Consider the following 13,979-nt stretch of genomic DNA (forward strand, 5'->3'; position numbering starts at 1 on the left):
CGATGAATTGCTATACTTCATTAGAATAAAAAATGCTTCCAACAAAATTACATTTAGTTTAGGAAGCATTATCATTGCAATTTAACACTAAAAAATAGCTTAATTTTAATTTAGAATTACTTTTTATCGAATGGTTTCAGGTCTGTATTACTCCTACGTTATACCTTTTAGAAATAGGCGCATGATTAGCCGCTTCAATACCTGCTGAAATGATTTTTCTTGTTTCTAATGGGTCTATTACCCCATCTACCCAAAGATTTGAGGCTGCATAGTAGGGGCTCAATTGTGAATTATATTTATTGGTAATCTTATCTAATAATTCTTTCTGCTCTTCTTCTGAGATCTCAACACCTTTAGATTTCAGGGCTGCCTCTTGTATCTGTAAAAGGGTTTTTGCGGCAGAAGCTCCACTCATAACGGCCATTTGTCCTGTTACCCATGAGTAAATCAGTCTGGGGTCATAAGCCTTGCCACACATCGCATAATTACCTGCCCCATAAGAATTACCAACAATAAATGTAAATTTGGGTACAACAGAATTTGCCATTGCATTCACCATTTTTGCTCCGTCTTTTATGATTCCGCCATGTTCTGAGCGACTGCCTACCATAAAACCCGTTACATCCTGTAAGAAAATCAAAGGGATTTTTTGTTGGTTACAATTCATAATGAATCGGGCTGCTTTATCGGCTGAGTCTGAATAGATAACCCCACCCATCTGCATTTCACCTTTTTTTGATTTTACTATTTTTCGCTGATTGGCGACTATTCCAACAGCCCATCCATCAATCCTGGCTAATCCGCAAAGAAGGGTTTGTCCAAAGCCTTTTTTATACTGGTCGAATTCCGAATTATCTACAATTCGCTCGATAATCTCCACCATATCGTAAGGTTTTGTTCGATCAACAGGTAAAATAGTATAGATTTCTTTTGGGTCTTTTAGTGGTGGGAGAGAGGTTTTTCTATCGAAACCAGCTTTCGTATTATGGCCCATTTTATCGAATATCTTCCGTATTTCGTCCAGACAGGCTGCATCATTCGGAAACTTATTATCTGTTACGCCAGAAATCTCGCAATGGGTAGTAGCGCCACCTAAAGTTTCATTATCAATATCTTCGCCAATAGATGATTTCACTAAATAAGATCCTGCCAGAAAAACGGAACCTGTGCCTTCCACAATCAGAGCATAATCAGACATAATAGGTAAATAGGCACCTCCAGCCACGCAGCTCCCCATAATGGCTGCAACTTGCGGAATACCCATTGATGACATTTGTGCATTATTACGGAATATTCTGCCAAAATGCTCTTTATCAGGAAAAACCTCTGCCTGCATGGGTAAATAAACTCCTGCCGAATCAACCAAATAAATAATTGGTAATTGGTTTTCCATGGCAATTTCCTGCGCTCGTAAGTTTTTCTTGGCAGTAATCGGAAACCACGCACCGGCTTTAACTGTGGCATCATTGGAAACAATCACACACATTTTGCCACTTACGTGGCCAATTCCACAAACAACCCCACCATTCGGGCAACCTCCCTCTTCTTCATACATTCCCTCTCCAGCAAAGATACCGAACTCTATGAACTCCGAATCTTTGTCAATCAGATATTCAATTCGTTCCCAGGCGGTCATTTTACCTTTAGCCTTGTGAGCCTGAATTTTTTTTAAACCTCCGCCCAGTTTTATTTGTTTTTTCTTTAAATTCAGTTCCTCAACCAATGATTCCAGATTTAGCATAATATTTGTGTATTTTCGTTAGTAGAACAGAATAATGATATTAAATCTTATTATTAAACAATTTTTTGCAAATATGATAAATAGTTGTCAAAAAAATAATTAGTATTGCAACTAATTTCAACAACCAACTAATAAAGATATGACAGTTTTTGAATTAGATACAGATGAGCAATTAGAAATGATTCGTCAAAGTGCCAAAGACTTTGCTGAAAACTATATTCGACCACATGTGATGGAGTGGGATGAAACTCAGAAATTCCCGGTTGAACTCTTTCATAAAATGGGTGAATTTGGTTTTATGGGTGTGTTGGTGCCAGAAAACTATGGTGGCTCAGGTCTGGGTTATCAGGAATATATCACCATTATTGACGAAATTTCGCAGGTTTGTGGCTCTATTGGTTTGTCTGTTGCTGCGCATAACTCATTATGTACTAATCATATCCTGACTTTTGCGAACGAAGACCAAAAACAGAAATACTTACCCAAGTTAGCCAGTGGAGAGTGGATTGGTGCCTGGGGCTTAACAGAAACAGGAACGGGCTCTGATGCAGGGGGAATGGCAACTACCGCGGTTGAGGATGGAGATTATTTTGTGTTAAATGGTTCGAAAAATTTCATTACTCATGCCATTAGTTCAAACGTGGCTGTAGTTATTGCCCGGACAGGTGAAAAAGGTGATTCTCATGGCATGACTGCCTTTGTGATTGAAAAGGATACTCCGGGTTTTTCTGCAGGTAAAAAAGAAAATAAATTGGGTATGCGTGCAAGTGAGACAGCTTGTTTGTTTTTTGATAATTGTAGGGTTCATAAAGATAATATTCTGGGTAATGTGGGGGATGGGTTTGTGCAATCGTTGAAGATTTTAGATGGCGGACGTATATCCATTGCAGCACTTTCATTAGGAATAGCTAAAGGTGCGCTGGAAGCTGCTTTAAAATATGCTCAGGAGAGAGAACAGTTTGGCAAAACTATCATTAATTTTCAGGGGGTTAGTTTCAAACTGTCTGAAATGGCAACAAAAGTTGAAGCATCAGAACTCTTGACGCGTAAAGCGGGTTATCTGAAAGACCACGGAAAAAAAGTAACAAAAGTATCGGCCATGGCTAAGTTATTTGCTTCTGAAACGGCTGTTGAGGTAGCGAATGAAGGAGTCCAGATACATGGTGGCTATGGTTATACCAAAGATTTTCCGGCGGAAAAATATTATAGAGATGCCAAGCTGTGTACCATAGGAGAGGGGACGTCTGAAATTCAGAAGGTGGTAATTGCCAGAGAAATTACCAGAAAATAAAAGTAGAAAGGGCTACTAATCAGAATTATGAAGATAATTGAGTGTCCGAGAGATGCCATTCAGGGGCTTCATCATTTTATACCAACTGAAAAGAAGATTGCTTATATTAATGAATTATTGGCGAGTAATCTTTTTGATACGATTGATTTCGGGAGCTTTGTTTCACCCAAAGCTATCCCCCAAATGGCCGATACAAAAGGTATACTCTACGGTGACTACCTTTTTGAATCAAAGACAAAATTGTTAGCGATTATTGCCAATGAAAGAGGAGCTCAGGAAGCATCGGCTTATGAGCGAATTAACTATTTAGGTTATCCATTTTCAGTTTCGGAAACTTTTCAGCTAAGAAATACCAATGCAACTATTAGCGAATCACTAGAGAGGGTAAAAGGCATTCAGGAGATTTGTGAGAAGACGAGCAAGCAATTGGTTTTATATATATCTATGGGTTTCGGTAATCCTTATGGTGATGTCTGGAATGCTGAGATTGTGTTGGAATGGGTAGAAAAACTGAAACAATTGGGTATTAAAATATTCTCCCTCTCAGATACTGTTGGGGTGGCAAATCCGGAAAGCATCAGGTATTTATTCGAAAATCTAATCCCTAAGCATCCAGATCTGGAGTTTGGGGCGCATTTACATACCACGCCAGATACATGGAAAGAAAAAATTGAAAGTGCATATGGCGCAGGGTGCAGAAGATTTGATGGGGCTATTTTAGGTTATGGAGGTTGCCCGATGGCGGCAGATGAATTAGTGGGAAATATGCCTACAGAAAATTTGCTTTCTTTCATCGGAAATACAGATTACGAAAAGATTGATTCTTTAAAACTTGCTTTCCAAAACCTGATTAGCTGATGTATTTTACTGAAAACGATATTGCTGCTTTCCCGAATGTTGAATTGGGACTGATTAAAACAGGACTCAAACAAAATCTGTTTACTATTCAACTTAACAGACCAGAAAAGCGAAATGCCTTTACACCCACCATGGTGCACGAAATTGCTTTTGCATTAGCATATGCGAATAATGAGCCTAATATATGGTGTGTATTATTAGAAGCAGAAGGGTCGGTTTTCTGCGCTGGAATGGATTTAAATGTTTTTCAGAATCCAGCGCTTGACATAGTAAATGAGAGTTTGCCCAGATCGAGTAAAGAAATTACTTTAGGTGATGCTTTTAAGAGTCTTTCTAAACCTTGTATTGCAAAAGTAAAAGGAGATGTATTGGCTGGTGGATTTTTATTAATTGGAGGTTGTACTTTTGTTATAGCTACTGAAAATGCCAATTTTAGTCTACCAGAAGTGAAAAGAGGTATTTTTCCGTTACAAGTAATGGCAACGTTACTGAAAATTATGCCTCAGAGAAAGGTTTTAGAGATGTGTATATTAGGTAAAAAATATAGTGCTAAAGAAGCGTTAGATTTAGGGCTGGTCACTCATCTCTCAACAATTGAAACAATTGAATCTGATACGAATAAGCTAATTGAAACTATCTTGAGTGGGTCACCTTTTGCAATAAAGAAAGGTATTGAAGCCTATCAAAGTTTATCAGATATTCCCGAGGCTGAACAATATCAATATCTGATAAGTTTATTAAAGGAGATTCGGACTTCTGAGGATGCCCAAGAGGGAATACTGGCCTTTAGAGAAAAAAGAAATCCGGTGTGGCAGAATCAATAAACAGCATAGCATCTTTCTATTCTATAAGTTTCAGGAATATTTTTGAAAGAAAATATTTCAAATTCTACCTTTAGACGGCATTCCGATTGCCGCAAATTTGCAGTCCGGAATTTTAATGTTATTTTTGGCGAAAATTAAGAGTAGTGCTTATGAATCGTAATGAGCTAGAGAAAATTGTCGACAATTTAGATACAGTTTTTAGAGGAGATGCCTGGCATGGGCCATCGGTTATGGAGTTTATTAACTCAATGCCTTTAGATGTTGTTGATGTAAGAAAAGAATATTCTAAATACACAATCTGCCAGATTACCTATCATTTAGGTATCTGGAGAAAATTTGTCTTAGAAAAGCTAAACGGCAATATCAGGTTCGATCTGGTGAGTGAAGACGACAATTATGGAACGGATGAAGACATAAAAAAAACTAACTGGACTAACTTAGTTGAGCAATTGAAAACTAATCAGGAAGAGTTGATGAGCAGATTAGAAGAGTTTGATGATGATTTGCTCGTAAAATTAGTACCAGGCCAGGATTACGACTATTATAAATTATTAACCGGATTAATTCAGCATGATACCTATCATTTAGGTATGATTTGGGTTTTATGGGAATAATAAGAGTAGGTTTTAATATTATTATTCTGACCGAAAAGAACAGATTTTTCAGCTAGACCAGGCGCACTTTGCAGGTGTAGCTAGCAGCTGCATCGAAATGTGGAAAGAAGTATAGCTAAAAAAGATGGCTTTGAAGGTCAAGTCATAATATTAAAATATACTCTATAACACAATTAAACGTTAGCAATAGAATTAGATTTAAAATATAATGGAAGAACTACAAACTAAAGAGATAGACAGAATTAAAACTTTATTGAATGCCGCTTTTCACGGTGGCTCATGGCATGGCCCCTCAGTTTTGGAGAATGTCAAAGATATAAAGCCTAAAACTGCCGGAAATCGTCAGAAAGGAATTCATACTATTGCCGAATTAGTTTACCACATGACAACCTGGAGAATCTTTGTTTTAAAGAAAATTCAGGGAGATGCTGACTTTGATATCAAAACTGAAAAGCAAAATTGGGGAAATCTGAAAGAGATTGATGAGTTTGAGTGGGAAACCCTTCAAATGGAGTTAACTCTTAGCCATGATGAGCTAATGAGTAGCTTGGAAGATAAAACAGATGATTTTCTTGTTGAATTAGTGCCTGGGAGTGAATATGACTTTTATACTTTGCTGCACGGGATTATCAACCATGACCTTTACCATAATGGACAGATTGGTATTCTGAAAAAAATGGCTCCTAAAACTAGCAAATTTGATGACGAAGATGATATGAAAAGCAGTCGATATTATAGCGAAGGCTTTGATGATGAGTATTGATAAATAAAAAAAGTATAGTAAAAACTTGGAAATGTATAAATATATCGTTTAATTTTGAATAATAATACATTCACACAAAATTATACGACTATGTTTCAAATCACAAAGTGGGCTGGAAAGCATCCGGTTCTTGTCCGTTTTATTATTCTCCCGGTTTTATTTTATATCCAATGCCGCATGGCGTTCGTCCTGGGGGCAGAAATGTTCTTTCAGGGGACTTCGCTATCAGTCGCTTTTTTATTGACCACGGTGGTCATTAATATAGGTGTTTGTATGGCATATCCATTCAATGCGAAAGAGTTAATTCATAAGTTTTATTATAGGCTCAAAGTAATGCAGTTGGTGGCTTGTTTATCTGCCGCTGCTTTATGGGGCTTTATCGGCAATCAGACTGCTGCTTATTTTGAGCACGTTCGAATGGCTGAATTGAGTGTTAAGCCAACTTACAGCTACCCATTTGCTATTCTGGCAGTTACACTGTCTAGCACGACTGTAGGCGAATCTGAGAGTTCGATGTTGACGACTAAGACCATTTTTAAGAACTATTTTAAAAATGCGATAGCTAAAATTAAAAAGTCAAGTTTGTTTCGCCCAAAGGCAGATTCCGCGGCAAAGGTTTTATTGGTGATTTTAGGAATAATTTTGGTTGGATTTGGAATTGTAGTACTGGTTTGCGGAATACAATGCGGAAGTGCAGCAGGCTCGGTGGCATTAGGAGTGATTGGTGGCTTAGCATTGATTGGTTTAGGTGTCTGGGCTTTAATTGGTGGTTTTAGAAGGGCATTCAGAATGATGCGGAGACTTGTTGTTAATTAGGGAATTTTCGTCACATAATAAATCAAGAAGGCTCTAAATCAAATTAAGAGCCTTCTTATATTATTCCCTCCAAATCAATGAGGAATATTTACGGTTTCTAATCCTTTAATACTAACTTTATTACCCTCTACTAATACAGATATCGGAGACTCAGAAAGATTCTCGATAGTAATATGGTCTTGATAAATAGCGATTTTTAAGGCATTTTTTCTGAAACCAACTCTGAACGAGAAACTTTGCCATTGTTCGGGTAGAAATGGGTTAAAAAAAAGCATATTGTCTTTTACTCGCATTCCTCCAAAACCTTTGACTACGGACATCCATGTGCCAGCCATTGAAGTGATATGAAGCCCGTCTTCTGTATCATTATTATAATCATCTAAATCTAACCGGGAGGTTCTAACATACATTTCGTAAGCCTTGTCCTTTTTACCTAACTGAGCAGCCTGAATTACATGGACGCAAGGGGATAACGAAGATTCGTGGACCGTCATTGGCTCGTAAAAATCAAAGTTTCTTCGCAAATCATCAATAGAAAAATCATCTTCAAAGAAGTATAAACCTTGCAATACGTCGGCTTGCTTAATAAAACAAGACCTCAGGATTCTATCCCATGACCATTTCTGGTTGATTGGGCGTTGTTCTGCAATATCATTTACAGTCAATAATTCTTTATCCAGGAAACCATCCTGCTGCAAAAATACTTCGCGCTGTGGGTCATATGGGAAATACATATTCTTGATGATATTTTTCCATTTAGAGGTTTCGGCAGTTTCATCAAAACTGGTAATACTAAGAATATCTTCAAATCTGAAATGATCTTTTTTGACTTTTTCTATTGCTTCCAGTGTATATTTTAAACACCAGACAGCCAGATAATTGGTATACCAGTTATTGTTGACATTGTTTTCATATTCATTCGGCCCTGTAACTCCCAGCATCACATACTTTTGCTGCGAAGACGACCAGTTGATGCGCTGTGCCCAGAATCTCGAAATTCCAATCAGAACTTCTAATCCATACTCATTCAGATAATTTTCATCACCTGTATATCTGATATAATCATAAATAGCGTATGCAATAGCTCCATTTCGGTGAATCTCTTCAAAGGTGATTTCCCACTCATTATGGCATTCTTCGCCGTTCATCGTAACCATAGGATACAATGCTGCTCCATTAGAAAATCCTAATTTTTCGGCATTTTCAATAGCTCTTTGTAAATGATTGTGTCGATAAACTAATAGATTTCTGGCTACTTTCTGTTCTGAGGTTGCAAGATAAAATGGTAAACAATAAGCTTCTGTATCCCAATAAGTAGAGCCGCCGTATTTTTCACCTGTAAAGCCTTTAGGTCCAATATTCAATCTGGCATCTTCTCCTGTATATGTCTGCTGTAAATGGAAAATATTAAATCTGATACCCTGTTGTGCTGCTATATCTCCATCAATTTGAATATCGTTACCTTCCCATTTGGTTTTCCATGCCAGTTTTTGCTCTTCCAGCATTTGGTTAAAACCTTTAGCTGCAATTCTTTCAAGGTATTTTTTTGTCTCTAAGGTCAGATTTTCGGTAGAATAGTTTTCAGAGGATAAGTTGACTGCATATTTGTAAATAATAGTCTCCTGATTTTGTTTCAACGGTGTTCTTAACTCATTGGCTACATACTTATCTTTTTTGATTGGAAAAGTCTGGCAATCAACGGTTTCTCCATTTTGAAAACAATCAAACCTCATACCTGTGCAAACCTGAAAAGTAGGTACAGATTCCCATATAGATTTTTTGGTTTCGAGCGTCAGATATGCTTCGCTATGAGCAGTTTCCTTGCTTATTTCATTCCAGAATTTTTGGCCATGATTGGAGTCTTTATTAGAAATATCTCCATCTAAGTAGACAGTTATTTTAGCCGAGGCTGAGAAATTCAAAGGAGTGATTGAAAAACGAATGGCACCCGACTCATCATCCTTTAGGCTACAAAAGCGTAAGGTATTTACTTTAAGAGATTTGCCAGAAGGAAGTGTCGCTGTAAAAGAACGCTCAAGTGTTCCTTCACGCATATTTAATATTCTATTAAATCCGCTGACTTCACATTTGGCTATGTCCAGTATTTCTCCATCTATTTCAAGGTCTATACCTGTCCAGTTACAAGCATTTAATACTTTAGCAAAATAATTCGGATAGCCATTTTTCCACCAGCCTACACGGGTTTTATCAGGGAACCATACTCCCGCTACGTAATTGCCTTGTAAGGTTTTACCTGAATACTTTTCTTCAAAATTACCTCTGCCTCCCATTCGGCCATTCCCTAAACTCATCAAACTTTCAGTAATTTCATTGTATTCAGGATGGAATCCCTGTTCAATGATACACCATTCATCATGGACAATATAATTTTTCATACGAGTAGCATCGCGATTATTCGCCTATTTAAGGTTAAAGTAAGTGCTTATTTTATTGAGTAATTCAGTGATCATTTAATTAATTAACTTTCGCTAGTAATTCATGAACATCAACACCTAACAGGTTTTCCAAAACTATATCTGCATTTGTTAAAACTTCTTTTTTGCCAATGCCTACGGCTTTCATACCACCTTTTTTTGCAGCTTCAACCCCCGCAACAGCATCTTCAAAAACCAGACACTCATTTGGGGAAACATTTAGTTCTTGTGCGCCTTTTAAGAATACTTCTGGATCTGGTTTACCTTTCGCTATTTTTGTGCCATCTATAATAGCATCAAAATCATCGAGCATACCAATTCTTTCCAGGATCAATCTCGCGTTTTTACTTACTGAACCTAAAGCTGTTTTAATATTTTCTTTTTTTACCTGTACAAAAAAGTCACTTACTCCTGGTAGAATATCTTCTGGACTCATTTTGCTTACTAAATTGAGGTAATTTTCGTTTTTCTTTGTCGCTAAAGATAATTTTTCCTCGTCACTTAGTTCAACTCCGCCGTGGGCCAGAATAATATCTAATGATTCCATCCGGCTGACACCTTTTAGTTTTTCATTGAATTCTTCTGAAATATCAAAACCTAAACCATTGGCCATCTGTTTCCATGCCTGATAATGATAAATGGCAGTATCAACAATGACACCATCTAAATCAAATAAAAATGCTTTAATCATGTTTTTCTTTGGTAGTTATTATCACACTTGATAGTAATTGAAATTAGCGTGATTTTACAAATTAACTAATAGTTTTTCTAAGAGCAATTTTCATTGAATAGAAAATTGCTCTGAAATGTATTTTTTAACGTGTTTAGTTATTAATTTCTAATACCAAGGCTGTCATAGGAGGAACTTTGATTGTTTTTATATCATTTAGGGTTTCGTCTGTCATGATATTTTTAGCAGATTGAGAAGTCTTTAATATCTCAGCAAAGTTCTGAGTATTTACTTCTTTTTGTACATTATTTGAGTTACTGATAACCATTACGCGTTGCTTATCAGTATATCTGAAGTATACATAGATTCCGTCAAATGGCAGAAACTGCATCATTTTCCCTTTAGTAATTGCTTCTGATGTTTTGCGATAATTCAGCAGTTTCTTATTCCATTCAAACGCCTCATTCTCCTTCTCGTTTCTTCCACTGGCTGCAAATTTGTTTTCTTTATCTTCTTTCCATCCACCCGGAAAATCTTTGCGAACCTCTGCATCTGTTGGGTTTTTAAAATTCTTCATCAGGATTTCGGTACCATAATACATCTGCGGAATGCCTCGTAAAGTATATAGCCAGGTTAATCCCATTTTGTATTTATTAAAGTCTTCACCAATTACCGAGAAATATCGGTCACTATCGTGGTTTTCTACAAATGGTACTAATCTTTCAGGGTTCTGATAAACCATATCCTGTGCAATTACCTGATAAACCCGATTTACTCCCTCGCTCCAGCCAAATTTTTCATTCAAAGCAGTATTAATCGCATTTTGTACCTGAAAATCACAACTAGATGGTAGATTACATTTGAACGGAATATTATAATTATTTTTAGTGAAATACGACTGACTGACAACTGAGCCTACTGCTGATTCTCCAAATAATAGCATATTCGGATGCTCATCCAGGATTGCCTTATTGCATTTATTCATGAATTCCATATCATTATAAATATAGGTATCAATGCGCCAGGCATCAATGTTAAAATATTCAATCGTCCAGAGGGCGTGTTGGATCAAGAAGTTTGCCAGAAAAGGATTTTTCTGATTTAAGTCCGGTAAAAAAGGCACAAACCAACCATTTACGGTAACTTTTCTATCGTAGTTTGAAGCATGAATATCAAATAAAGGCTGATCTTTATACGAAGTATTGGTGTAAGTATCCCATTGATTCAACCAGTCTTTTGAGGGCATATCTTTTAAAAACCAGTGATTGATTCCTACGTGATTATAAACGGCATCCTGAACTACTTTGAGTCCATTTGCATGAGCCTCATTGATTAATTTCAGATAAGCTTCATTACCACCTAAACGTCTATCGACATTATAGTGGTCGGTAAATCCGTAACCATGATAGGCACTACGCATAGTCCCACCCTCATTGGTAACCGGCTGATTATTTTCAATTACAGGAGTAAGCCAAAGTGTGGTGGCACCCAATTCTTTAAAATAATCTAAATGATTGATTATTCCTTGTAAATCTCCTCCGTGTCTCAACCAGGGATTTTTTCGGTTTGAATTATTATCAATCATTTCTGGAAATTTATCATTCGACTCATCTCCATTTGAGAAACGGTCAGGCATAATCAGATAGATTACATCGGCTTGTGTTACCGCTTGTGGTTTAGCTGAGCGAGTTTTTAGTTCATAATCAACTTTAGTAATATTTGTACCACTGCTAAGGGTAAATGTTAGTTTCCCAGCTTTAGTTGCTTTGGCAATTTCTAAATCAACAAATAGGTAATTCGGATTTTCTACTTTATTTATTTTTTTAATTTTTACGCCGGCATAGGGTTGAAGGATGAGTTTTTGTGTTGCTATTCCCTTGCCATAAAGTAAGATTTGGAGATTGGGATTTTTCATGCCTACCCACCAGTTTGAAGGGTTGATACGCTGAATGTCAGGTTTTTGTCCAAAAAGTTCTATAAATAATAATAGTTGGACAAAAACAAGAATAATAGGTTTTACGTATATTTTCATTGAGTTAAAGTGATTCGTTAATGAGGCAAAATAACACAAACAAAGTTTTTTTTCATAAAAAAATACTCATTAGATTTGAAAACACTTTAATCTTAGGATCAGATGTATAAGAAAATATGCTTTGTACTGATATTGTTTTGTCAGATAGCAATAGCGCAAACCCCAATTAAAATAACCAAAGAAAAAATGAAAATTGAAAAGTACACGGATAAAATGGTGGTGTACCAGATTTACACAAGGCTATTTGGAAATACGAAAACCACAAACAAATTCAATGGCACTATTAAAGAAAATGGCTGTGGGAAATTTAATGATATTAATGATGCGGCCTTACAGGCATTGAAAAAATTTGGCGTGTCGCATGTGTGGTATACAGGTGTAATAGAACACGCAACCATGACTGATTACTCTAAATACGGCATTCCGAAAGATAATCCTTTAGTTGTTAAAGGGATAGGCGGCTCACCCTATGCTGTAAAAGATTATTACGATGTTGACCCTGATCTGGCAGTGAATGTAAAAAACAGAATGAAAGAGTTTGAGGCTTTGGTTCAGAGGAGTCATAAAAACGATTTAAAAGTCATTATAGATTTTGTGCCGAATCACGTAGCTCGCCATTATCATTCTGATGTTAGACCCACAGGTGTCCGAGATTTAGGCGAAGATGATGATAAATCGAGAAGTTTTGCTGTCAATAATAACTTTTATTATATAGAGGGGCAGCAATTTATAGTTCCTGAAAATGTAAACCCACCCGTAAAAGCTACCGAACCATTTATAGAAAATCCAGCAAAAGCAACTGGAAATGATGTGTTTATGTCAAATCCTAGTATTAATGACTGGTTTGAAACGGTAAAGCTAAATTATGGTGTAGATTATCTGGATAATAGAACTCATTACTTTGATCCTGTGCCTAATACATGGATGAAAATGCGAGATATATTGCTTTTCTGGGCAACTAAAGGTGTAGATGGTTTCAGATGTGATATGGCTGAAATGGTACCGAAAGAATTCTGGGGTTGGGTGATCCCTGAGATAAAAAAAATAAATCCTCATGTCATTTTCATTGCAGAAATCTATAATCCAGCAGCTTATTGGTCTTATATTAATGAAGGGAAATTTGATTATCTCTACGATAAAGTAGGTTTATATGATGGTTTGAGAAGATTGATGCAGGGTGGGGGTGATGCAAATGATATCACGAAGGTTTGGCAGAATGAATCTGGTAATTTCGCCAATCATATGATACGCTTCTTAGAAAATCATGACGAACATCGTATCTGCTCAAAATTCTTTGTGGGGGATGCTTTTAAGGCAGTTCCAGCAATGATTGTGAGCGCCACTTTGCATTCAGGACCAGTTATGCTATACTTTGGGCAGGAATTAGGTGTGAATCCAAATGTGGCGGAAGGTTTTAGTGGTGATGATGGGCGCACAACTATTTTTGATTATTGGGGAGTGCCAGAATTTCAGAATTGGGTAAACGACCATAAATACGATGGGGGTAAAATGACACCGGAGCAAAAGAAGATTCGGAAATTTTATGCTGATTTATTAAAATTTGTGAATAATAGCGATGCCGTTCAGAATGGACAATTCTTCGATTTACAATATGTCAACAAAAGTGGTCAATCAAAAAATTATAACGATCTCAAAATATTTAGTTATTTAAGATTCACTGAAAAACAAAAATTGTTGTTTATTTGCAACTTTGACTTGGAAAATTCATATTCGACTGCAGTTAATATTCCGATAGGTGCTTGGGAAATGATGAAATTAGAGCCATCAGAAAAGCATACCTTTAAAGGAGTTTTTGGCAATAAGTTGGTTTTAGCTGACCAAAGTACTGACAAAATAAAAGTGGAGATTCCTAAAAATACAGTTTTGATTTTTGAAATAAAGTAACAAAATCAGCCCTTTAACCTATATAAACCC

11 protein-coding genes are annotated in these 13,979 nt (G+C 36.6%); 7 read left to right on the plus strand and 4 right to left on the minus strand.

Translation table 11 applies throughout. The annotated features are described in order from the left end of the window. Positions 1-136: 136 nt before the first annotated feature. Positions 137-1,741, minus strand: a complete 1,605-nt coding sequence (locus ACYVFA_RS08875) for an acyl-CoA carboxylase subunit beta (RefSeq protein ID WP_460471464.1) — start codon at positions 1,739-1,741, stop codon at positions 137-139. Between the two features lie 139 nt (positions 1,742-1,880). Between ACYVFA_RS08875 and ACYVFA_RS08880 the strand changes: the two genes are divergently transcribed. From ACYVFA_RS08880 to ACYVFA_RS08905, 6 genes are all read left to right on the plus strand, one after another. Next, positions 1,881-3,032 (plus strand): acyl-CoA dehydrogenase family protein, encoded by a 1,152-nt coding sequence (locus ACYVFA_RS08880; RefSeq protein WP_460471465.1) that lies wholly within the window; start codon positions 1,881-1,883, stop codon positions 3,030-3,032. Between the two features lie 27 nt (positions 3,033-3,059). Beyond that, positions 3,060-3,890 carry a hydroxymethylglutaryl-CoA lyase gene (locus ACYVFA_RS08885; protein WP_460471466.1) on the plus strand — a complete coding sequence of 277 codons (831 nt, stop codon included), beginning with the start codon at positions 3,060-3,062 and terminating at the stop codon, positions 3,888-3,890. Next, positions 3,890-4,714 carry an enoyl-CoA hydratase/isomerase family protein gene (locus ACYVFA_RS08890; RefSeq protein ID WP_460471467.1) on the plus strand — a complete coding sequence of 275 codons (825 nt, stop codon included), beginning with the start codon at positions 3,890-3,892 and terminating at the stop codon, positions 4,712-4,714. Before ACYVFA_RS08885 ends, ACYVFA_RS08890 begins: the two co-directional genes overlap by 1 nt. 149 nt (positions 4,715-4,863) lie before the next feature. Beyond that, on the plus strand, positions 4,864-5,328 hold the full coding sequence (locus tag ACYVFA_RS08895; RefSeq protein ID WP_460471468.1) for a DinB family protein: 465 nt from the start codon (positions 4,864-4,866) through the stop codon (positions 5,326-5,328). Between the two features lie 208 nt (positions 5,329-5,536). Then, positions 5,537-6,091 carry a DinB family protein gene (locus ACYVFA_RS08900; protein WP_460471469.1) on the plus strand — a complete coding sequence of 185 codons (555 nt, stop codon included), beginning with the start codon at positions 5,537-5,539 and terminating at the stop codon, positions 6,089-6,091. A 90-nt stretch (positions 6,092-6,181) separates the two neighbouring features. Then, entirely contained in the window at positions 6,182-6,907 is a 726-nt protein-coding gene (locus tag ACYVFA_RS08905) for a hypothetical protein (protein ID WP_460471470.1), read from the plus strand. Between the two features lie 74 nt (positions 6,908-6,981). Here the strand turns inward: ACYVFA_RS08905 and ACYVFA_RS08910 are convergent, their stop codons facing one another. From ACYVFA_RS08910 to ACYVFA_RS08920, 3 genes are all read right to left on the minus strand, one after another. Next, a complete protein-coding gene (locus ACYVFA_RS08910) occupies positions 6,982-9,303 on the minus strand; it encodes a family 65 glycosyl hydrolase domain-containing protein (RefSeq protein WP_460471471.1) in 2,322 nt (773 codons plus the stop codon). Between the two features lie 79 nt (positions 9,304-9,382). Next, positions 9,383-10,033, minus strand: a complete 651-nt coding sequence (pgmB, locus tag ACYVFA_RS08915; RefSeq protein ID WP_460471472.1) for a beta-phosphoglucomutase — start codon at positions 10,031-10,033, stop codon at positions 9,383-9,385. A 133-nt stretch (positions 10,034-10,166) separates the two neighbouring features. Further along, positions 10,167-12,044, minus strand: a complete 1,878-nt coding sequence (locus ACYVFA_RS08920) for a glycoside hydrolase family 13 protein (RefSeq protein ID WP_460471473.1) — start codon at positions 12,042-12,044, stop codon at positions 10,167-10,169. Between the two features lie 186 nt (positions 12,045-12,230). Between ACYVFA_RS08920 and ACYVFA_RS08925 the strand changes: the two genes are divergently transcribed. Continuing rightward, entirely contained in the window at positions 12,231-13,949 is a 1,719-nt protein-coding gene (locus tag ACYVFA_RS08925) for an alpha-amylase family protein (RefSeq protein ID WP_460471474.1), read from the plus strand. Positions 13,950-13,979 lie beyond the last annotated feature (30 nt).

The organism is Emticicia fontis (assembly GCF_054779675.1).